General features: G+C 58.5%; 22 protein-coding genes and 1 tRNA gene. 16 read left to right on the top strand and 7 right to left on the bottom strand.

Features of this window, described 5'->3' with window-relative positions; translation table 11 throughout:
- The first annotated feature begins 197 nt into the window (after window positions 1–197).
- The 8 genes from AB4N84_RS05260 to AB4N84_RS05225 all read left to right on the top strand — a co-directional run bounded on the left by AB4N84_RS05260 (window position 198) and on the right by AB4N84_RS05225 (window position 7,815).
- Complete coding sequence (locus AB4N84_RS05260; protein WP_460045480.1) at window positions 198–707, top strand: disulfide bond formation protein B; 510 nt, start codon at window positions 198–200, stop codon at window positions 705–707.
- Between the two features lie 469 nt (window positions 708–1,176).
- Window positions 1,177–2,112 carry a ubiquinol oxidase subunit II gene (gene cyoA, locus AB4N84_RS05255; RefSeq protein WP_074755940.1) on the top strand — a complete coding sequence of 312 codons (936 nt, stop codon included), beginning with the start codon at window positions 1,177–1,179 and terminating at the stop codon, window positions 2,110–2,112.
- Window positions 2,113–2,115: 3 nt separating this feature from the next.
- Window positions 2,116–4,134, top strand: a complete 2,019-nt coding sequence (gene cyoB / locus AB4N84_RS05250; protein ID WP_074755938.1) for a cytochrome o ubiquinol oxidase subunit I — start codon at window positions 2,116–2,118, stop codon at window positions 4,132–4,134.
- Between the two features lie 3 nt (window positions 4,135–4,137).
- On the top strand, window positions 4,138–4,770 hold the full coding sequence (locus tag AB4N84_RS05245) for a cytochrome o ubiquinol oxidase subunit III (protein WP_074755936.1): 633 nt from the start codon (window positions 4,138–4,140) through the stop codon (window positions 4,768–4,770).
- Window positions 4,771–5,103 (top strand): cytochrome o ubiquinol oxidase subunit IV, encoded by a 333-nt coding sequence (gene cyoD / locus AB4N84_RS05240; protein WP_074755934.1) that lies wholly within the window; start codon window positions 4,771–4,773, stop codon window positions 5,101–5,103.
- 10 nt (window positions 5,104–5,113) lie between these two features.
- Window positions 5,114–6,004: a heme o synthase gene (gene cyoE, locus AB4N84_RS05235; protein ID WP_074755932.1), complete on the top strand. Its 891-nt coding sequence runs from the start codon at window positions 5,114–5,116 to the stop codon at window positions 6,002–6,004.
- Window positions 6,005–6,249: 245 nt separating this feature from the next.
- Entirely contained in the window at window positions 6,250–7,152 is a 903-nt protein-coding gene (locus AB4N84_RS05230) for a glycosyltransferase family 2 protein (protein ID WP_074755930.1), read from the top strand.
- 39 nt (window positions 7,153–7,191) lie between these two features.
- The gene (locus tag AB4N84_RS05225) at window positions 7,192–7,815 is read left to right on the top strand and encodes a CatB-related O-acetyltransferase (RefSeq protein ID WP_460045478.1); all 624 of its coding nucleotides are present in this window, start codon (window positions 7,192–7,194) and stop codon (window positions 7,813–7,815) included.
- A 53-nt stretch (window positions 7,816–7,868) separates the two neighbouring features.
- Here AB4N84_RS05225 and AB4N84_RS05220 read toward each other — a convergent pair whose 3' ends face one another.
- The 6 genes from AB4N84_RS05220 to AB4N84_RS05195 all read right to left on the bottom strand — a co-directional run bounded on the left by AB4N84_RS05220 (window position 7,869) and on the right by AB4N84_RS05195 (window position 12,208).
- Entirely contained in the window at window positions 7,869–8,879 is a 1,011-nt protein-coding gene (locus AB4N84_RS05220) for an ATPase (protein WP_460045477.1), read from the bottom strand.
- Window positions 8,880–8,960: 81 nt separating this feature from the next.
- Entirely contained in the window at window positions 8,961–9,746 is a 786-nt protein-coding gene (locus AB4N84_RS05215; RefSeq protein WP_460045475.1) for a transporter substrate-binding domain-containing protein, read from the bottom strand.
- Window positions 9,743–10,348 carry a DedA family protein gene (locus AB4N84_RS05210; protein ID WP_460045473.1) on the bottom strand — a complete coding sequence of 202 codons (606 nt, stop codon included), beginning with the start codon at window positions 10,346–10,348 and terminating at the stop codon, window positions 9,743–9,745. Before AB4N84_RS05210 ends, AB4N84_RS05215 begins: the two co-directional genes overlap by 4 nt.
- Before the next feature lie 112 nt (window positions 10,349–10,460).
- Window positions 10,461–11,123 (bottom strand): hypothetical protein, encoded by a 663-nt coding sequence (locus AB4N84_RS05205; protein ID WP_460045471.1) that lies wholly within the window; start codon window positions 11,121–11,123, stop codon window positions 10,461–10,463.
- A 159-nt stretch (window positions 11,124–11,282) separates the two neighbouring features.
- Window positions 11,283–11,570, bottom strand: coding sequence for a LysR substrate-binding domain-containing protein (locus AB4N84_RS05200; protein WP_460045470.1), 288 nt, complete (start codon window positions 11,568–11,570; stop codon window positions 11,283–11,285).
- Window positions 11,459–12,208, bottom strand: a complete 750-nt coding sequence (locus AB4N84_RS05195; RefSeq protein WP_460045469.1) for a LysR family transcriptional regulator — start codon at window positions 12,206–12,208, stop codon at window positions 11,459–11,461. The genes AB4N84_RS05200 and AB4N84_RS05195 overlap by 112 nt, the downstream gene beginning before the upstream one ends.
- Before the next feature lie 145 nt (window positions 12,209–12,353).
- Here AB4N84_RS05195 and AB4N84_RS05190 point away from each other — a divergent pair, with 145 nt between their 5' ends.
- Together AB4N84_RS05190 and AB4N84_RS05185 are read left to right on the top strand one after the other, a co-directional pair.
- Complete coding sequence (locus AB4N84_RS05190) at window positions 12,354–13,097, top strand: SDR family oxidoreductase (RefSeq protein ID WP_460045467.1); 744 nt, start codon at window positions 12,354–12,356, stop codon at window positions 13,095–13,097.
- A 1,560-nt stretch (window positions 13,098–14,657) separates the two neighbouring features.
- Entirely contained in the window at window positions 14,658–15,176 is a 519-nt protein-coding gene (locus AB4N84_RS05185) for a BRO-N domain-containing protein (RefSeq protein ID WP_460045466.1), read from the top strand.
- Window positions 15,177–15,385: 209 nt separating this feature from the next.
- Here the strand turns inward: AB4N84_RS05185 and AB4N84_RS05180 are convergent.
- Window positions 15,386–15,470: transfer RNA gene (locus AB4N84_RS05180), tRNA-Leu, on the bottom strand.
- Between the two features lie 108 nt (window positions 15,471–15,578).
- Here AB4N84_RS05180 and queA point away from each other — a divergent pair.
- The 6 genes from queA to AB4N84_RS05150 all read left to right on the top strand — a co-directional run bounded on the left by queA (window position 15,579) and on the right by AB4N84_RS05150 (window position 21,696).
- Window positions 15,579–16,658, top strand: a complete 1,080-nt coding sequence (gene queA / locus AB4N84_RS05175; RefSeq protein ID WP_460045465.1) for a tRNA preQ1(34) S-adenosylmethionine ribosyltransferase-isomerase QueA — start codon at window positions 15,579–15,581, stop codon at window positions 16,656–16,658.
- A gap of 14 nt (window positions 16,659–16,672) precedes the next feature.
- Complete coding sequence (tgt, locus tag AB4N84_RS05170; RefSeq protein WP_167362058.1) at window positions 16,673–17,788, top strand: tRNA guanosine(34) transglycosylase Tgt; 1,116 nt, start codon at window positions 16,673–16,675, stop codon at window positions 17,786–17,788.
- Between the two features lie 55 nt (window positions 17,789–17,843).
- Window positions 17,844–18,182, top strand: coding sequence for a preprotein translocase subunit YajC (gene yajC, locus AB4N84_RS05165; protein ID WP_062383548.1), 339 nt, complete (start codon window positions 17,844–17,846; stop codon window positions 18,180–18,182).
- A 62-nt stretch (window positions 18,183–18,244) separates the two neighbouring features.
- Complete coding sequence (gene secD, locus AB4N84_RS05160; RefSeq protein ID WP_074752852.1) at window positions 18,245–20,113, top strand: protein translocase subunit SecD; 1,869 nt, start codon at window positions 18,245–18,247, stop codon at window positions 20,111–20,113.
- Between the two features lie 9 nt (window positions 20,114–20,122).
- A complete protein-coding gene (gene secF, locus AB4N84_RS05155) occupies window positions 20,123–21,034 on the top strand; it encodes a protein translocase subunit SecF (RefSeq protein ID WP_460045464.1) in 912 nt (303 codons plus the stop codon).
- A 119-nt stretch (window positions 21,035–21,153) separates the two neighbouring features.
- Entirely contained in the window at window positions 21,154–21,696 is a 543-nt protein-coding gene (locus AB4N84_RS05150; protein ID WP_074752850.1) for a glycine zipper 2TM domain-containing protein, read from the top strand.
- Window positions 21,697–21,776 lie beyond the last annotated feature (80 nt).

Here is a 21,776-nt window from a genome sequence, read left to right as displayed (position 1 = left end):
TATATATAGAAGGGGTTGTGTTGGGTGTCGGTCGATTGTTACGTGTCAGGCTTAATGTTCGGGTAATTCGGGCATGGTCACCATCTGCGCCAGCGTGTGGCTGAGACGATGGTAGAATTGCTGGCTTTCCCGACTGGCCGGGCACGTAACAACGCAGATCGTTGATCTGGATGGACACCAATTCAAAGGGTATGTGAATGACTGACGAGATGTTTTACCTGCGACGCGAGAAGCAGTTCCTGGTGCTGCTGGGTATCATCTGCCTGGCGCTGATCGGCGGAGCCCTGTACATGCAGGTCGTATTGGGTGAGGCACCTTGCCCGCTGTGCATCCTGCAGCGTTACGCGTTGCTGTTCATCGCGGTCTTCGCCTTCATCGGCGCAGCCATGCCGGGCCGGTTGAGCCTGAGCATCTGCGAAGTGCTCGTTACACTGAGTGCGGTCGGCGGGATTGTTGCAGCAGGGCGTCATGTCTACATCCAGACCCATCCGACCGAGAGCTGCGGCATCGACGTCTTGCAACCGATCGTTGATGGCTTGCCACTGGCATCGCTGTTTCCGCTCGGTTTTCAGGTCGGCGGCTTTTGCGAGACGCCATATCCGCCAGTCCTCGGACTGTCGCTGGCACAGTGGGCTTTGATCGCTTTTGTTCTGACCGTAATTCTGGTACCGCTGGGCATCATTCGGAACCGATTGAAAGCGCGTTAATTACAAAGTGTTGCGTAAAAGATCGCCCCGAATTCCTTAACAAATTTGGGGCTATCAAGGCTTTTTGAGGTGCGACAAATGATCGCATTCTTACAGAATCGGAAATTAACTGTTGCGCAATAACTCATAGTCAATAAAACTTTACGTATCTACAATCGCCCCCACTTAACGCCCCCAACTCTTGTTGGACGGCGAAAAATGAGGTCAGAAAGCGTTTTTACGCCTTTGTAGACGCCGTTTGGATGGCCTCCTGCGTTACGTTCAGAATGTCTGCGCCAAAGGATTTGGTGCGCATAGGCGGTTGCCACCATTCGAATAAGAAACCACAGCTAAACCCGGATTTGTTACGAGGCCACACGCTTCCTGACAGGCCCCTGTTCAATCCAAAAATTTGCCAGCACCTGGCAGGGTGAAGTGTTGGCGGTCGAAACCCAACTGCGATGCGAAAGCTGCTTTTAGAGGTCGTGAGATGAGTAAAAAAAGGTACCCCAGGTTTTTTGGCTTCTTGGCCCTTTTCAGCATGCTCCTGCTCAGCGGGTGCGATTACACCCTGCTGGATCCCAAGGGCCATGTCGGCGTGCAAGAGCGTGATCTGATCATCACCGCTACTCTGCTCATGCTGCTGGTGGTGGTGCCGGTCATTTTCATGACCATCATCTTCGCCTGGAAGTATCGCGCCTCGAACAAGAGCGCGACCTACACGCCTGACTGGGCGCATTCGACCAAGATTGAACTGGTTGTCTGGCTGGTTCCGCTGGCCATCATCATCGTGCTCGGCTATGTGACCTACAAGTCGACCCACGCGCTGGACCCTTATCGTCCTCTTGAATCCGACGTGAAGCCGCTGACCATCGAAGTGGTCGCGCTGGACTGGAAATGGTTGTTCATCTATCCAGACCAAGGCATTGCCACCGTCAACAAGATCGTGTTCCCGGCGCACACCCCGATCAATTTCCGCATCACCTCTGATTCGGTCATGAACTCGTTCTTCATCCCTGCACTGGGCGGCCAGATCTACGCCATGGCCGGCATGCAGACCAAGTTGCACTTGATCGCCAACGAAAACGGCGAGTTCGATGGTATCTCCGCCAACTACAGCGGCGCAGGTTTCACCGGCATGAAATTCAAGGCAACCGCAACCGATCAGGCTGGTTTCGACGCCTGGGTTGCCGAGGTCAAGAATTCACCTAAACAGCTGGCATCGGCTGAGTACACCGCTCTGGCCAAACCTAGCGAACGTAACCCCGTTGAACTCTACTCCACGGTCACTCCCAACCTGTTCCAGACCATCATCGACAAGTATGAAGGTATGAAGCCGGGCAAGATTGAGCACGAGAAGAAAGAAGTGGCCGGTATGGAAGGGATGGACATGGGTAAGCATTCAGCTGCTGAGGCAGAGGAGTAAACGATGTTTGGTAAATTAAGTCTGGACGCGATTCCGTTCCACGAACCGATAGTCATGATCACGATTGCCATGATCGCTATCGGCGGTGCGGCGGTCTTCGGTCTGATCACGTATTTCAAGAAGTGGACCTACCTGTGGACCGAGTGGTTGACCTCGGTTGACCACAAGAAGATCGGCGTGATGTACATCATCATCGCCATGGTCATGCTGCTGCGCGGTTTTGCCGACGCCATCATGATGCGTTCCCAGCTGGCCCTGGCCACTGAAGGTTCGCCCGGCTATCTGCCGCCTGAACACTATGACCAGATCTTCACCGCTCACGGTGTGATCATGATCATCTTCATGGCGATGCCGTTCTTCACCGGTCTGATGAACATCGTTCTGCCTCTGCAGATCGGCGCTCGCGACGTTGCCTTCCCGTTCCTGAACTCGCTGTCCCTGTACCTGCTGATCTCCGGTGTGGTCCTGGTCAACGTGTCCCTGGGCGTCGGCGAATTCGCACGTACCGGCTGGGTTGCCTATCCACCGCTGTCCGAGCTGGGCTACAGCCCGGGCGTGGGTGTTGACTACTACATCTGGGCACTGCAGCTATCGGGTCTGGGTACAACGCTAACGGGCGTGAACTTCCTGGTCACCGTCCTGAAGATGCGTACACCTGGCATGAAGCTGATGGACATGCCGATTTTCACCTGGACCTGCACCTGGGCCAACGTCCTGATCGTGGCTTCGTTCCCGATCCTGACCGGCACCCTGGCGTTCCTGACCCTCGACCGTTACCTGGACTTCCACATCTTCACGAACGAATTGGGTGGTAACCCGATGATGTACGTGAACCTGTTCTGGGCATGGGGTCACCCTGAGGTTTACATCCTGATTCTGCCGGCGTTCGGTGTCTTCTCCGAAGTCATCTCCACGTTCACTGGCAAGCGCCTGTTCGGCCACCACTCGATGATCTACGCTTCCGGCGCGATCTCGGTGCTGGGCTTCATGGTCTGGCTGCACCACTTCTTCACCATGGGTTCGGGTGCAAGCGTCAACGCCTTCTTCGGTCTGGCGACGATGCTGATTTCCATCCCGACGGGTGTGAAGCTGTTCAACTGGCTGTTCACGATTTATCAGGGCCGTCTGCGCTTCACCGCGCCGGTACTCTGGACCCTGGGCTTCATGATTACCTTCTCCATCGGCGGTATGACTGGCGTTCTGCTGGCTATCCCGGGTGCTGACTTCGTGCTGCACAACAGCCTGTTCGTGATCGCGCACTTCCACAACGTGATCATCGGTGGTGCGGTATTCGGTTACATCGCAGGTTTCGCGTTCTGGTTCCCGAAAGCGTTCGGCTTCAAGCTGAACGAGAAGTGGGGCAAGGCAGCGTTCTGGTTCTGGATCTCGGGCTTCTACGTGGCATTCATGCCGCTGTACGCTCTGGGCTTCATGGGCATGACCCGTCGTCTGAACACCACTGATAACCCGGACTGGACGCCGTATCTGCACGTTGCCTTCTGGGGCGCCGCGCTGATCATGGTCGGTATCGCCTGCCAGCTGATCCAGATCTACGTGAGTATCCGTGACCGTGAGCAGAACCGCGATCTGACCGGTGACCCATGGAATGGCCACACCCTGGAATGGTCCACTTCGTCGCCACCTCCGTTCTACAACTTCGCAGAACTGCCGAAGGCGAACGAGATCGACCCGTTCTATGCGGCCAAGCGTGATGGCGAAGCGTATTCGGTTCCGGCCAAGTACACCGACATCCACATGCCTAACAACACCGCGACCGGCCTGGTAATGGGCGCACTGCTCACCGTCTTCGGCTTCGCGATGATCTGGCACATCTTCTGGCTGGCGGGCGTGAGCCTGGTAGGTACCATCGTCTACTTCGTCATCCACGCTGCACGTGACGATCAGGGCTACATGGTTCCTGCTTCGGAAGTGGCACGTATCGAAGGCGAGCAACACAAGATCCTGGCCTCGGTGCGTAACGCCCAGGCGAACACTCCTGTCAACAAGCTGGAGCAGGCATAAACAATGTCGAACTTAGTATTTGAAGGTGCGAAGGGTCACGACCACGGTCATGACCATGAGCATGACCACGGTCACCATGACGCCGGCGAGATGAAGATCTACGGCTTCTGGATCTACCTGATGACCGACTGCATCCTGTTTGCGTCGATCTTCGCAATCTATGCAGTGCTGGTAAACAACGTTGCCGGTGGTCCTTCGGGCCACGACATCTTCGAACTGCCGTATGTGTTGGGCGAGACCGCCTGCCTGTTGCTCAGCTCGATCACCTACGGTTTCGCCATGCTGGCGATGCACAAAGGTAACAAGGCTGGCGTTCTGGGCTGGTTGTTCGTGACCTTCCTGTTCGGCCTGGGCTTCATCGGCATGGAAGTCAACGAGTTCCACATGCTGATCTCCGAAGGCTACGGCCCGAACCGCAGCGGCTTCCTGTCGGCGTTCTTCACGCTGGTCGGTACCCACGGTCTGCACGTGACCAGCGGTCTGATCTGGATGGCGATCATGATGTATCAGGTCAGCAAGAACGGCCTGACGTCGACCAACCAAACCCGTCTGAGCATGCTCAGCCTGTTCTGGCACTTCCTGGACGTGGTCTGGATCTGTGTGTTCACCGTTGTCTACCTGATGGGGACCATTTAAATGGCTAATTCACATCATTCTCATGACGATGCCAGTCACGGCAGCTTCAAGTCGTACATGGTCGGTTTCGTCCTGTCGATTATCCTGACCGCGATCCCTTTCGGTCTGGTGATGTTCCCGACGATCTCGAAGGTTGCGACCCTGTGGGTCGTCCTGATCTTCGCAGTCGTGCAGGTTCTGGTTCACCTGGTGTACTTCCTGCACCTGGATCGTTCCGCGGCCCAGCGCAACAACGTGATTGCGTTTGCATTCGCCACGTTGGTGATCTTGCTGCTGGTGGGTCTGAGTGTCTGGATCATGTTCAGCATTCACACCTTCATGATGGCGAAGTGAGGAAAACCTGATGTCACTGAAGCACTTTATCCAAATCACCAAACCGGGGATCATTTTCGGTAACGTGCTTTCGGTGGCTGGTGGCTTTTTCCTCGCATCCAAGGGACATGTCGATTTCGGCCTGTTCCTGATCGCGATGATCGGTACTTCGCTGGTGGTGGCCTCCGGTTGTGTGTTCAACAACTGCATCGACCGCGATATCGACCTGAAGATGGAACGCACCAAGAACCGTGTTCTGGTTCAGGGCCTGGTTTCGGTGAAACTGGCCCTGGCTTACGCCACGGTCCTGGGTGTTGTCGGTGTTGGCCTTCTGTACTTCAAGGCCAATCCACTGGCGGCCCTGTTCGCAGTGATCGGTTTTGTGATTTACGTCGGCTTCTACAGCCTGTACCTGAAGCGCAAATCCGTTCACGGCACGCTGGTCGGCAGTCTGTCGGGCGCGATGCCTCCGGTCATCGGCTACGTTGCCGTCAGCAACAGCTTTGACCTCGCAGCGCTGACCTTGCTCGTCATGTTCAGCCTGTGGCAGATGCCCCACTCGTATGCCATCGCGATCTTCCGTTTCAATGACTACCTGGCTGCTTCGATTCCGGTTCTTCCGGTCAAGCGCGGCATCCGGGTGGCCAAGCGGCATATCCTGATCTACATCCTGGCGTTCTTGCTGGCGACCTTGATGCTGACCTTCGGCGGTTACGCCGGGCTCAACTATCTGGCCGTCGCGGCTGCTATGGGCATGTACTGGTTGTACATGGCCTGGACAGGGTACAAAGCCAAAGATGACACCGTTTGGGCACGCAAGCTGTTTGTGTTCTCCATCTTCACCATCACGGCCTTGAGCGTGGCGATGTCGCTGGACTTTCAGGTAACCAAAGAGCTGCTGGTGACATACGCAGCCCCTTGATCGCCTGAACTGAAACACAGAAAACCCCGTGACGCTTACGAGCCACGGGGTTTTTTGTTGGGTGCGAGTTAACGGCTCGTAGGAATATTCGCTTGGTGGAGGCGGGAAAATCCGCAATTTGGGCTTTTCAGGCTCTAATCAGCCCATGACAAAGCCCACTGCTTTGCCGCATCATGTCTTTGTTTTGTACAAGGATCGTATCGAAATGCATCCGATCCAGTCGTAGAGATACAACAAACAGAATTATGACTGAGCACATCACTCCAGACATTCGGCCCAAAGATGATTCGATGCCGCTCGTATCGATCATTGCGCCCTGCTACAACGCAGAAAAGTATCTGGACGTTGCTCTGGCGAGCATCTTCGCCCAAGACTATCCGAACGTCGAAGTCATCATCGTCGATGACGGGTCCACCGATAACAGCGTGCCGATGCTCCGGGCGCTGCAAGGTCAATACGATTTCCAGCTTTACTCCCAGGCCAATCAGGGCGTCAGTGCGGCGCTCAATCACGGGTTGCGGTATGCCCGCGGTGAGTATGTGTGCACACCTGATCTGGACGACATCATGCTGCCGTCGTCCGTGCGCCTGCGTGCCGATTACCTGAATCAACACCCGGAAGTGGGCTGTGTCGGCGCGCTGATCATTTACATGGACTCCGAGGGAAACGACACCAAGTCGCAGAAGCTGGCCGGCATTCAGAAACTCAGCTTCGACGAGATCCTGGGTGATGCGCTCGTCGTGGGCGCACCCGTTTCGCTGTACCGGATGGACGCGTTGAAGACCGTGGACTTCTACGATCCCGAAATCAGGGTGCAGGATTTTCAGATGACCCTGAAAATCGCCAGCAAGGGTTATGAGGTACACGTGCTGCCGGTGAGCGTCACGCGGTATCGACGCCACCCGAACAACCTGTCGCGCCGCTACAAAGTCCTGTTTGACGCCGACATGCGCACCATTGCGCCTTATCGCTCGCACCCGGCCTACAACCGCGGGCTGACCGCGATCATCAACAAGGCATTGAAATATGCCGTGGTCAGCGACAAGAAGTACGCCTGGACGCTGCTCCGCTCGATTCCGTTGAGGCAGTTCAACCGAACCACTTTTCGCCGCTTCAAGCGTCTTCTGTTGCATCGCCAGAGCAGTTGATCCGCCCTTGTCGTGCCCGCTTCAGCTCACGGACCCCGCATGAAATTCTTCGAACTTCTGAAAACCCGTAAAACTCGAAAGCACTTGCGCAGCCTCGACAAACTCGAGCGCGCTCCGGAAAAGATTCGCCTTCGTTATCCGCACTATGTCGTGGGCACGGGCACCTACGGGATACCGGAAGTCTTCGAGTTCGGCGACGACACAATCCTGCGCATCGGCTCCTACACCTCGATCGCGGCGGGCGTGAAGATCCTGCTCGGCGGTGAACACCGCACCGACTGGCTGACCACCTATCCATTCCCGGCGATGATGAAGGGGCTGGAGGACATCAAGGATTACGCACCCAGCAAAGGTGACGTCGTCATCGGCAGCGATTGCTGGATCTGCGCCGACGCCACCATCCTGTCCGGTGTGACCATCGGCCACGGCGCGATCGTTGCCGCAGGCGCAGTGGTCACCCGCGACGTGCCGCCCTTCGCCGTCGTGGGCGGTAACCCCTGCAAGTTCATTCGCTGGCGTTTCGAAGAAGACGTGCGTGAACAACTGCTCAAAGCCGCCTGGTGGGACTGGCCGATGGAAGAAGTGAAGTCGGTTGCCCGACACCTGTGCGGACCTGATCTGGATGCCTTCCTCTCATACGCCAAGGCGCGCAAGGCCGCGTGAAGGGTTGAAAGACGAAGACCTTTTCTCCCCGGGAGGGTGCAGGTGTTCCGGGTTTAAAGCTTCGGCACCGCGTCGCCCGTAGAACCGGTGTCATCCTTGTTCGGGGTCGCTTCCTTGGCGGGCCCCAGCACGATGGCCAGATGCCTCAAGTCGTCGATTTCCACGCTGACGCTTCTGCCCGACGGGCTGGCTGCCAGCGTGCCCAAGGCGAACACGGTAAAAAATCGCACCTCGTCCGCGTGGCTGAGCAACTCGCTGATGTAGCGACTGGAGCGGTAAGCCTGCATCTGGGCGGGCGAAACATACAACGTCACCTGCTTGCCCTGCAGCCGATCGAAGAACTTGAACTTGAACCCCGTGCCATAGCGCTCCACCAGACCCCCGCCGTACAGCACGCGTCGCTCATCCTCCAGCTTGGCAAACTTGATGTGGCGGAACCAGGAACGCAGTGTCACCTCGCCCTGTCCCGGAATGCGCAACGTCAGCAAGGCGAACTCTTCCTTGCTGAGTGTGGCCTGGGCCTGTCGGAAACTGTCGACCAGACGTTCCAGGTTGTTGGTACGGGTTTCGGTGGGCTGTTTGGTGATCGAGGTGGTTGAAGAGGGCGTCGCGCTCGTGGGCTTTTCTTCAGGCGATGGTTCGGGTGTGTCCGGGGAGGAGGCCGGCCGGGTTCTTTCCTTTAGCGCTGGGTCGAAAACGTCGATGTAATCGTCCAGCTTGCGCTTGACCTTGCGCAGCGCGGTTTGCGCCTCGGTTTCCTCCGGGGCGGGCTTGTCCTCGGGCAAGTCAGCCTCGTCGACCCACTCGCAATCGGCATGGTGCTCGTAATTGGGGTTGGCCCGGAAGTGCGCCGCCACAAAAGTCGGATGCTCCTGTGGCTTCACGTCATAGCGCACACCCGTGATCTTCACGCCCTGCGCCCGACATGGCTCTGACGAACACAGGAAGTTGAACCGCGCGCGCGGTGGCTCCTGAGAGAAGTATTCTCGACGCGCCGCCACGATCGACAGCTCCTGCTGCAACTCGACACAGAACGCGCGGGTGATGCTTTTGCGGGTCTTCATGAAAGTGGCCGGGTCCTGTGCCGAGGGTTCATGCCGGGATGATGCTGAATCGCCAGTGGTTAGCACAACCCCAACACAACATTACTGTCCCGGAACCGCCAGCCATTCGCCCACCACCTTTTGATACGCCCCGGTTGCCTTGCTCAGATGCAACCACTGATCGACGTAGCTTTTCCAGGTGACATCGTCACGCGGCAGCAAATACGCCTTTTCCCCATATTGCATGTAACGGGAGGGGTTGACCGTGCACAGCCCCGGCATGCGCTTCTGCTGGTAGAGCGCTTCCGACGCATCGGTGATCATCACGTCGGCCTTCTTGTTCAGCAACTGCTGGAAGATCGTCTTGTTGTCGTGAAAAGACAGCGAAGCCTTGGGCAAGTAGGCCTTGGCAAATGCCTCGTTCGTGCCGCCCTGAGGTTCGATCAAACGCACGTCGGGCTGGTTGATCTGCTCGACGGTCTGGTACTTCGACTCATCTTCACACCGCACCAGCGGCACTTTGCCGTCGATGTCCAGCGTGCTGCTGAAGAACGCCTTCTTCTGACGTTCCAGCGTCACCGAAATACCACCAACCGCGATGTCACACTTGCCCGCCGTGAAGTCCGGCATCAGGTTTTTCCAGGTCGTCGGCACCCACTGCACCTTTACGCCAAGACTCTGAGCCAGCGATTGCGCCAGCTCGATATCGATGCCCTCGTATTGGCCATCCGGCTTGAGGAACGAATACGGCTTGTAATCGCCCGTGGTACAGACCGCGAGCTCACCTTTCTGCTGTACCGCGTCCAAGTGCGACGCCGTCTCGGCGGCCTGAGCGTGAGTGACGCTGGCCAATCCCAACAACAGGCTGGCGGTTAAGCATGTCTTCATCGTGTTGATCCCTGTGAGTTCGCTCCGCGAGCGGCTTTGACTTTAGCCCGATGATGGCGATACAACGCCACCACCGCCGCCAATACAACCACACCGATGAAAATCGGCAAGCGGTAAGGCTTCAGGTTCCCCAGCAGATGTTGCAACGCCTCGCCGGCCCAATAACCCGCCATCACGAACAGCGTTGCCCACACAGCGGCGCCCAATAGATTGATCAACGCGAAGCGGATGGGGGAGAGGCGACTCGCACCGATCACCAGCGGGCCAATGAGGCGCATGCCGTAGAGAAACCGCACCGAGAAGACCGAAGCGGTGGGGTAGCGCTTGATCAAGTCGGAAACCCGGTCGATGGCCGATTGCTGTCGGTGCAGCTGAGGCAAGATCCGAGGGCCAAAGTAACGCCCGGTCCAGAACAGAATCTGATCGCCCAGCATGCCGCCCAGCGTTGCGATGAGGATGACGTGCGGCAATTGAAGGGCCGTCTGGTGAGCCGCCAACCCTCCCAGGATCAGCATGGTTTCGCCTTCCAGCAGGCAGCCGATAAATACAGCCCAATAGCCGTAGTTCGCCAGCAGATAATTGATGTCGACGTGTTCGAACATGAGCTCCAGCGGCCTCAAAAGGGGATTAGCCGCAGGGTCATCCGGCGGAAGGCATGCCGTTCGACCAAAGCTGTACGCCAACAGTTCTATCGCGCTTCAACGTCGCGCAGGGTCACTCGCTGTACTCGGCCTCCAGGGCCGCCAGGTCTTTCTCGATCACCTTCATCAGCATTTCCCACTCACCCTGAGTGCGTTTCAGCGCCTCCCCTTCGCGGGAGTAGAGGAAGTCGATAATGTTGGCGGTTTCCTTGGCCTTGGTGGTCGGGCGGAAGGCGTCCATGCTCAGCACGCGCGCCAGCATGTCCAGTTCCGTGGCGTGGTTGACCCACTGCCAGTCGTCCTTGATCACCACCTTGTCGATGAGGATGCACTGCTTCTTGAAGCTGCGCAGGCTCGCGCCAAACAGGCTGGCCGCCAGCAACGAGGTAATGCGCGACCCTTCGCTGTTGGCCTTGTCCACCGCATTGGGGCCGAAGAACCACTCGTTGAAACTCAACTCGATTTCGCGAAAGGCGACATTGGCATCCCAGATGATGCCCAGCGCCTTGTTGTGAATGATCTCGTTCTTCCACGCTCGGTAGGCCTTGAACGCCAGGCCCACCAGGCCTATCGCCGCGAGCGCCTGCACCAGCGCGGAACACGAATTGATGACGTCATACGCTCGTGCCGACCCTGAAAAGCCGGCGCCCGTGTAGGACTCGTAGAACACCGCGCCGGTCATCGCTGCAAGAGCGAACAAGGCGCAATAAAACCCGAACGCATAGGGATCTTTCATTGTTGTTTTTATCCGATCAGCGAGGTTAAACGTTTGGTCCATTCGCTCTGGATCAGTCAATTTTCAGGCTAGTTGAGAACTGGGGTTTTGCAGGGGCGAGTGGACGAAAAAGGGCGGGTGGTCGAATCCGGGCTCAGAGCAAAACCGGACACGCCAACCCTATCCGTTACCCTTCGACGGCTTGGGAAACATCGCATCGTCCGAAAGGCAGGCAATCAGATGGTCATACACCAATCGGACTCTGGGCGGCACCGGCCCTGACTGTGTGCGGTACACAATCAAGTCCACCGTCGGCGGCGCGCATTCGGCGAGCACCTCGACCAGCAAGCCATCACTCAGATGGGGTTCCGCCAGATAGTCCGGCATCTGCCCGAACGCCAGCCCGGCCAGAACAAACTCCAGCTCCGTTTCCGGGTCATCGCAGCTGAACGCAGGGGAGGGCGGCAAGTAACTCTCACCGTCCGAAAAAACCATGGCCACGGCCTGCCGTTGTTCCGGTCGATCAGCACCGACAGCGGCAACGGCTTGAGCGCCTCCACGCTGGACGGCGCGCCTACCGCCGCAATCAACGCGGGGGCTGCCACGACTTTCAAAGGCACCTGAGCCACCGCCCGCGCAATGAATCGCCGATCACGCACCGCCCCGATACGGATCCCGATGTCGATCCGCGACAGCACCGCATCCGTCAGTTGATCATCCAGGTTCAGCTCGATTCGCAACCCGGGGTGCTGTTGCATCAGTGGCTTCAGAAATTCCGCCATGTACAACTTGCCGATGGCATGGGGCGCGGTGATCCCGACACGGCCAGCGATATCGGCGCTCTGCGGTTTTGAGTGCGACACGAACAGCCGGTCAAACTGATTCAGCGTCTCCCGCGCCTGCTGCGCGATTTCTGCTCCGAACGCCGTCAGCGTCGCCTGTCGTGTGCTGCGATGAAAGAGCGGCTCGGCAAAGGTGCGCTCCAACTCCTTGATCGCCCGCGTCACCTTCTGCGGCGATGTCCCCAGCCGATGCGCAGCCTCGCGAAAGCTCGGCGCTTCTACCGCGACCAGAAAGACACGGAGCATTTCCATGCGATTGAGCATTGTCCAGGATCCTTGTTGCGACGGTGAGATGAACAGCGTGTTCCGGAAAGTGGAATTCTCAAAGCCAAACTCTTCCATTTTCTGAGCAGAAGATCCACTGCAAACTCCTGCTCAACCACTTCCCACCCTCTGCAGGAGATTCACCATGAGCAACGGCATCCAAGGCAAAGTCGTCGTCATCACCGGCGCGAGCAGCGGTCTGGGCGAAGCAACCGCCCGCCACCTGGCCAAACTCGGCGCCAAAGTCGTCCTCGGCGCACGTCGTCAGGAACGCATGGACGTCATCGTCCACGACATCAAAGCCACAGGCGGCGAAGCATCGGCCTACACCGTCGACGTCACGCGCCGGGAAGACCTGACCGCGCTGGTGGAAAATGCAATCAACGACTTTGGCAAAGTCGACGTCATGATCAACAACGCCGGCTTCATGGCCATCTCGCCCATCGCCGAACTGCGTATCGACGAGTGGGACCGCATGATCGACATCAACGTCAAAGGCGTGCTGTACGGCATCGCCGCCGCACTGCCGAAATTCGAAGCCCAAGGCTTTGGCCACTTCATCAACATCTCGTCCGTGGCCGGCATCAAAGTCTTCAGCCCGGGCGGCTCCGTCTACAGCGGCACCAAATACGCCGTCCGCGCCATCTCCGACGGCCTGCGCCACGAAGTCGGCGGAAAAATCCGCACCACCACCATCGAACCCGGTGCCGTGGACTCCGAACTCAAATTCGGCAGCGGCCACCAGCCAAGCGCCGACGTCGTGAACGAGTTCTACAAACAAGCCATCCCCGCCGAATCCGTCGCCCGCGCAATTGCCTACGCGATCGAACAACCGGGCGATGTGGACATCAACGAAATCGTCCTGCGCCCGACCTCGCAGGATTTCTAAGCGTTGAGCGGCGTTGCGACAGGTCCCTACCTGTCGCATCCCGCACAATGCTCGCGCCCCCTGCAACAGGATGTCTAGAGAGTCACCCCTGTGGGAGCGAATTCATTCGCGAAAGGGAGGTACGGCCGACACTGCCCTGTCGGCTGAACCTGCCCCTCGCGAATAAATTCGCTCCCACAGTTTTCGGTTGCGTTCTGCTGATCAACTCAGCTCTTGATTCTGGCCGAAGGCCGTAGCAACTGTCTTCCTCACGCTGCATGTACAGCTTCTTCTGGAGGCTTTGATTCTGCCCGCAGGGCGTAGGAGCGCGCTTGCTCTGGGCCGCAGTCGGACGATCTGCCGGGAACCGGCAGCAAAACCTGTGCATGCGGAATACCAGGCACAACTGAGTCGCCTGGTTCTGCCCGGAGGGCGTAGGAGCGCCCTTGTCCCGCGATCTGCCGGAAACCGGCAGCAAAACCTGTGCATGCGGGGTACCAGGCACAACTGAGTCGCCTGCTTCTGCCCAGAGGGCGTAGGAGCGCGCTTGCCCGCGATCTGCCGGAAACCGGCAGCAAAACCTGTGCACGCGGACTGCCAGCCACAACTGAGTAGCCTGGTTCTGCCCGGAGGGCGTAGGAGCGCGCTTGCCCGCGATCTGCCGGGAACCGGCAGCAAAACCTGTGCATGCGGAATACCAGGCACAACTGAGTCGCCTGGTTCTGCCCGCAGGACGTAGGAGCGCGCTTGCCCGCGATCTGCCGGAAACCGGCAGCAAAACCTGTGCACGCGGAGTGCCAAGCACAATCGAGTCGCCGTTTCTGCCCGGAGGGCGTAGGAGCGCGCTTGCCCGCGATCTGCCGGAAACCGGCAGCAAAACCTGTGCACTCGGAGTACCAGGCACAATCAAGTCGCCTGGTTCTGCCCGCAGGGCGTAGGAGCGCGCTTGCCCGCGATCTGCCGGAAACCGGCAGCAAAACCTATGCATTCGGGGTGTCAGGCACAACTGAGTCGCCTGGTTCTGCCCGGAAGGCGTACGAGCGCGCTTGCCCGCGATCTGCCGGGAACCGGCAGCAAAACCTGTGCATTCGGGGTACCAGGCACAACTGAGTCGCCCGGTTCTGCCCGCAGGGCGTAGGAGCGCGCTTGCCCGCGATCTGCCGGGAACCGGCAGCAAAACCATTCAACTTGTTCCTTCCAGGCAGACCTAGATCCAAAGGTATTTGTAGGACCGTTCTGAATTTCCACCGTCGGGTTGTCGACGAACAATGCCCACGTTAGCCTCCCCGCCGTCGTTGTGTTCAGCGACCGGATTTAGCGATCCGAACCAAAGCGCACTGGCGCTCCTATCGTGGCTTAAGCTCAATGCTTGAAGCGCGCGTTATGGCGGCTGTGCGTTGGAGACCTTCGGGGTCTACCGGTAGCTTTGGACCGGTTCGCTAACCTTCGCACAGCTGCCACCCTCAGGCGTTTAGCGACGTCAGGGTGACGGCTCTAATCCAAAGGAGCTTCACCCATGCAGGTATCGCATCAACCCAAATCCCCACCCCCATCGCTAACCCCGGAAAGGGAAACTAGGCGATGACCGACTGCTTCCAACCCCAAATCTTCATCCGCCACCACCGCCAACTCCGCGCCCTCCAACTCGAAAACCAAGCCTGGTTCTGCCTCCAGGACACCGCCCGCCTCATGGGCAAACCCCTCGACGAACGCGCCACCTACAAACTCGATCCGGACCAGCGCCGCACTGCCTGGCTAAACAGCAACGGCCAATGGAGCAAACAACTCCTCATCAGCGAATCCGGCCTCTTCGCCATGCTCGTCCACCACTACGTCCCCGAAAACCGTGCATTAAGGCACTGGCTGACCCACGAGGTGTTGCCGACATTGCGCGACAAGGCCGAGCCGCATTCGCCAAATATGAACGCCATGAAATGGGCAGGATGTTCGGTGGGGTTTCTGCAATGGCAAAGCGATTATTGGGTGCGCCTCAGGGATATGCCCGAACTCATGGTCGAGCGGAGTCTGAATCGCGGCGTCGTCCGCAATGACTGGAAAGGCATTTTGACCAGATGGCGAGACAAGTTGATCGGCAGATGATGGTGGGGGCGAGGGGAATTTGACGGTGTAACGCATGCGCCGATACGGGCATTGGTGTCAGGAGAATGTACCCCTAACGACCTGGACTCTGGTCTGGAGGATTTCATACACTCGCGTCATCCCCAAATCCCGCCCACAAAAAAACCGGCTCAAATCTGGCCGGTTTCTCTGTGCCTCAAGCCACGTAACCGCTTGAAGGTGTTGCTGTTTGGTGCCCCGAGGGAGACTCGAACTCCCACTCCTTTCGAAAACGGATTTTGAATCCGCCGCGTCTACCAATTCCGCCATCAGGGCTCAATGGCGGCGAAGTATAGAGACGCTCCTACCGTTGGTCAATCATGTTTCATGGTCAATTTTCACTTATTCGGCTAAACTTCCCGGCCCTGCTAGACGAACCCCATCATGCGTGTCGCTGACTTTACCTTCGAGCTCCCTGATTCATTGATCGCTCGCCATCCTTTGGCGGAGCGACGCAGCAGCCGTTTGCTGACCCTCGACGGGCCAAGCGGCGCGCTGGCACACCGCCAATTCACTGATTTGCTGGAGCATTTGCGCCCTGGCGATCTGATGGTTTTCAACAATACCCGGGTGATTCCGGCGCGTTTGTTCGGGCAGAAAGCCTCGGGCGGCAAGCTGGAAATTCTAGTGGAGCGGGTGCTCGATCAGCACCGCGTGCTGGCTCACGTGCGCTCCAGCAAGTCGCCTAAAGCGGGTTCGACGATCCTCATCGATGGCGGTGGCGAGGCCGAGATGGTCGCGCGCCACGATGCGTTGTTCGAGCTGCGTTTTGCCGAACCGGTGCTGCCGTTGCTGGAGCGCGTGGGGCACATGCCGCTGCCTCCTTATATAGACCGCCCGGACGACGACGCGGACCGCGAGCGTTATCAGACCGTGTACGCGCAGCGTGCCGGTGCGGTGGCGGCGCCGACGGCGGGGCTGCATTTCGATCAGACGATGATGGACGCGATTGCCGAGAAGGGCGTCGAGACGGCGTTCGTGACGTTGCACGTGGGCGCGGGGACGTTCCAGCCGGTGCGCGTGGACCGTATCGAAGATCACCACATGCACAGCGAATGGCTGGAGGTCACGCAGGACGTGGTCGATGCTGTTGCGGCGTGTCGCGCCCGTGGCGGTCGGGTGATCGCGGTCGGTACGACGAGTGTGCGTTCGCTGGAAAGCGCCGCGCGCGATGGCGTGCTCAAGCCGTTCAGTGGTGACACCGACATCTTCATCTATCCTGGGCGGCCGTTTCACGTGGTCGATGCCCTGGTCACCAACTTCCATTTGCCTGAATCCACGCTGTTGATGCTGGTTTCGGCCTTCGCCGGTTACCCGGAAACCATGGCGGCCTATGCGGCGGCGGTGGAGCACGGTTACCGCTTCTTCAGTTACGGTGATGCCATGTTCATCACCCGCAATCCCGCGCCGACTGCCCCTGAGGGTTCTGACCCAGCGGACTCGGCCTCAGAGGATCAAGCATGAGTCGCACCTGTCGTATGTCGTTCGAGCTGTTGGCCACTGATGGCAAGGCTCGTCGTGGTCGTCTGACCTTTCCCCGTGGCGTGGTCGAAACCCCGGCGTTCATGCCGGTCGGTACCTACGGTACGGTCAAGGGCATGCTGCCTCGGGATATCGAAGCCACGGGTGCGCAGATCATCCTCGGTAACACCTTCCACCTGTGGCTGCGTCCGGGCACCGAGGTGATCAAGGGCCACGGCGACCTGCACGACTTCATGCAATGGAAAGGGCCGATTCTGACCGACTCCGGCGGTTTTCAGGTGTTCAGCCTGGGCGCCATGCGCAAGATCAAAGAGGAGGGCGTGACCTTCGCCTCCCCGGTGGATGGCGCCAAAGTGTTCATGGGGCCGGAAGAGTCGATGCAGGTCCAGCGTGATCTGGGCTCGGACATCGTGATGATTTTCGACGAATGCACGCCGTACCCGGCGGACGAAGACGTCGCGCGCACCTCTATGGAGCTGTCGCTGCGTTGGGCCAAGCGGTCGAAAGTCGCCCACGGCGAAAACACCGCGGCACTGTTCGGCATCGTTCAGGGCGGCATGCATGAAAACCTGCGCATGCGCTCGTTGGAAGGCTTGAACGAGCTCGACTTCGACGGCCTGGCCATTGGCGGCCTGTCGGTGGGCGAGCCCAAGCACGAAATGATCAAGGTGCTGGACTATCTCCCAGGCCGCATGCCGGCTGAAAAACCTCGTTACCTTATGGGTGTAGGCAAGCCGGAAGACCTGGTTGAAGGTGTGCGCCGCGGAGTCGACATGTTCGACTGCGTGATGCCTACGCGCAATGCTCGCAACGGTCATCTGTTCATCGACACCGGTGTCCTGAAGATTCGTAACGCGTTTCATCGCCACGATGAATCGCCGCTGGATCCGACCTGCGATTGCTACACCTGCAAGAACTTCTCCCGCGCTTATCTGCATCACCTGGACAAGTGCGGCGAAATGCTGGGGAGCATGCTCAATACGATCCACAATTTGCGGCATTACCAGCTGCTTATGGCTGGTTTGCGCGAGGCTATTCAACAGGGTACATTGGCCGCCTTTGTCGACACGTTCTATGCCAAACGCGGGCTTCCCGTGCCGCCGCTGGACTGAATGACATCCGGTCTTACCGCTTCTTATTATTAAAATTATGCAACTGGAGTGTTAAATGAGCTTTTTCATTTCCAATGCCATGGCAGACGCCGCGGCACCTGCGGCCGCTGGCCCGGCAGGTTCGGGTTTTGAGTGGATCTTCCTGGTCGGCTTCCTGGTCATCTTTTATCTGATGATCTGGCGTCCACAGGCCAAGCGCGCCAAAGAGCAGAAGAACCTGCTGGGCAACTTGCAGAAGGGCGACGAAGTTGTCACTTCCGGCGGTATCGCGGGCAAGATCAACAAAGTGACTGACGATTTCGTGGTAATCGAAGTGTCCGACACCGTTGAGCTGAAGATCCAGAAGGGCGCCATCGCTGCCACCCTGCCTAAGGGCACTCTGAAAGCCATCTGATTCCAGTCTTTTACCAATCGACGGGGCGCGCAAGGCGCCCCGCGTTATAAGCAGGCGGCGTGATGTTGAACAAATACCCTCTGTGGAAATACATCCTGATCCTGGCAGTGCTAGTGGTCGGCTTTATTTATTCCGCACCCAATCTCTACCCTGATGACCCGGCCGTTCAGGTCAGCGGCGCAAGCACCGCGTTGCAAGTCACTCAGGCTGATCTGGATCGCGTAAGCAAGGCGCTTACCGATGCTGGCATCGCGGTCAAGGGCGCGTCTCTGGCCGAGAATGGCAAGGGCGGTTTGTTGCGTCTGACCAAACAGGAAGACCAGCTGCCCGCCAAGGATGTCGCGCGCAAGGCGCTGGGTGACGACTACGTCGTTGCACTGAACCTGGCACAAACCACGCCCAAGTGGCTGCGCAGCATTGGCGCCAGCCCGATGAAACTGGGTCTGGACCTTTCCGGCGGCGTGCACTTCCTGCTCGAAGTGGACATGGACAAGGCGCTCAGCGCTCGTCTGAATGTCTATGAAGGCGAAGTGAAGAGCCTTCTGCGCAAGGAAAAAGTGCGCTATCGCAGCTTGCCGCAAGACGGCACTGCCATTCAGCTGGGTTTCAGTGACACCGATTCCCGCGAACAGGCCCGTGCCCTGATCCGCAAGGATTACACCGATTTCGATATCACCATGAGCGATCGTGGTGAGATGCCGATCCTGCGTCTGGCGATGACCCAGGCCAAGGTCGCCGAGATTCGCGAATACTCGATCAAGCAGAACTTGACCACTGTGCGTAACCGGGTCAACGAACTGGGTGTGGCCGAGCCACTGGTTCAGCGTCAGGGTGCCAACCGCATCGTCGTTGAACTGCCAGGCGTGCAGGACACTGCCGAAGCCAAGCGTATTCTCGGCAAGACCGCCAACCTTGAGTTCCGTCTGGGCGCAGGTCCCGATGACACCAAGGCCACCACTGAAATGTTCGAGTTCCGCGAAGGCGGTCGTCCGGCAGCTGCGGTTGAGCGGGGTCTGATCATCACCGGTGACCAGGTGACCGACGCCAAGGCTGGCTTCGACGAACACGGCCGTCCACAGGTGAACATCAAGCTTGATGGCCACGGTGGCGACCTGATGAGCCGCGCCACCCGCGCCAACGTCGGTCGCAGCATGGCGGTGATCTTCATCGAGCAGAAACCGACCACCACCTACACCAAGCAGATGGTGAACGGCGTCGAAAAAGACGTGCCGGTTCAGACCTTCAAAGAAGAGAAGAAGATCATCAGCCTGGCGACCATCCAGTCGCCGCTGGGTGCTCAGTTCCGCATCACCGGCCTGAACGGTCAGGGTGAGTCTTCCGAGCTCGCGCTGCTGCTGCGTGCCGGCGGTCTGGCCGCGCCGATGTACTTCGCTGAAGAGCGCACCATTGGCCCGAGCCTGGGTGCCGACAACATCACCAAGGGCGTTCACGCATCGCTCTGGGGCATGCTGTTCGTTTCGCTGTTCATCCTCGCCATCTACCGCTTCTTCGGTTTGATCGCGACCGTCGCGCTGGCCTTCAACATGGTCATGCTGCTGGCGCTGATGTCGCTGCTGGGTGCAACGCTGACCCTGCCGGGTATCGCCGGTATCGTGTTGACCATGGGCATGGCGGTGGACGCCAACGTGCTGATCTTCTCGCGTATTCGTGAAGAGATCGCCAATGGCATGACCGTGCAGCGTGCGATCAACGAAGGTTTCGACCGCGCCTACACCGCGATCCTCGACGCCAACCTGACGACGCTGCTGGTCGGCGGCATTCTCTTCGCGATGGGCACAGGCCCCGTGAAGGGCTTTGCGGTGACCATGTCGCTCGGGATCTTTACCTCGATGTTCACAGCCATCATGGTGACCCGCGCAATGGTCAACCTGATTTTCGGTGGTCGTGACTTCAAGAAGTTGTGGATTTAAGGGGCTGCCATGAAACGTACCATCAACTTCATGGGCGTTCGCAACGTTGCGTTCGCCATCACCATGCTCCTTACCGTACTGGCGTTGTTCAGCTGGTTTCATAAAGGGCTCAACTTCGGTCTGGACTTCACCGGCGGTACGCTGATCGAACTGACTTACGAGCGTCCTGCCGATCTGGGCAAGGTGCGTGAGGAGCTGGTTTCTTCGGGCTACCACGAGGCCATCGTGCAGAGCTTCGGTGCGACCACCGACCTGCTCGTGCGGATGCCGGGCGAAGATCCACAACTGGGTGCCCAGGTGGCCGAAGCGCTGCGCAAGACCGGCGCTGACAACCCTGTGACCGTCAAGCGTGTCGAGTTCGTCGGCCCGCAGGTCGGTGAGGAGCTGCGCGACCAGGGCGGTATCGGCATGCTGCTCGCGTTGGGCGGTGTACTGATCTACCTGGCGTTCCGCTTTCAGTGGAAGTTCGCGGTCGGTGCGATTGTCTCGCTGATCCACGACGTGGTCGTGACCATGGGTATCCTGTCGTTCTTCCAGGTGACGTTTGACCTGACGGTACTGGCAGCGGTGCTTGCGATCATCGGCTATTCGCTCAACGACACCATCGTGGTATTCGACCGGGTTCGTGAGAACTTCCGTCTGCTGCGCAAGGCCTCGCTGATCGAGAACATCAACATCTCGACCACGCAGACCCTGCTGCGCACCATGGCGACGTCGATTTCCACCTTGCTGGCCATCGTCGCGCTGTGGATCTTCGGTGGCGACAGCCTGCACGGGTTCTCCGTTGCGCTGTTCATCGGTGTTCTGGCCGGTACGTACTCCTCGATCTACATCGCAAACGTAGTGTTGATCTGGCTGAACCTGCGCGTCGAAGACCTGCTTCCACCCGTGACCACCGACAAGGTGGACGATCGCCCGTAACGATATTTTTCGGACCGGTCATCATGTAAAAAGGCGCGAGTGTGAACTCGCGCCTTTTTTTGTGCTCCAAGGCTGGGAGTAGCGCGAGCAATTGCGCTGAATATCGCCAGGAGGTTCACGTGAACAAGTCGTTGCTAGTTGGTGCAGTATTGGGTGCTGTCGGTGTCACCGCCGGTGGCGCTTTAGCCACCTATAGCCTCGTAAAATCAAACGGCCCAGAGTACGCAGAAGTGCTCGCCGTCGAGCCTGTAAAAGAACAGATCAAGACGCCACGCCAAGTGTGCAAAGACGTCGCGGTCACCCACCGCGCGCCGGTCAAGGACGAGCACCAGATCGTCGGCAGTGTCATCGGTGCCGTCGCCGGTGGTCTGCTCGGCAACCAGGTCGGTGGTGGTAACGGTAAGAAGATCGCGACCGTTGCCGGTGCGGTCGGTGGTGGTTATGCCGGTAACAAGGTTCAGGAAGGCATGCAGAACCGCGACACCTACACGACCACTGAAAGTCGTTGCAACACGGTCAACGACATCAGCGACAAAGTCGTGGGCTACAACGTGAAGTACAAGTTGAACGACAAGGTTGGCCAGGTGCGCATGGATCGTGATCCGGGCAGCCAGATTCCGGTCAACAAGGACGGCCAGCTGGAGTTGAGCCAAGCTCAGTAAGCTGCTGCCTCGCTTCAAAAAACGCCCCACTGGTTGGGGCGTTTTTTTGCCCTAATTTTCTTCATATCCATAAAGTATTG

The organism is Pseudomonas sp. S2_H01 (genome assembly GCF_054668305.1).
This window is presented reverse-complemented; position numbering and strand designations above follow the sequence as displayed.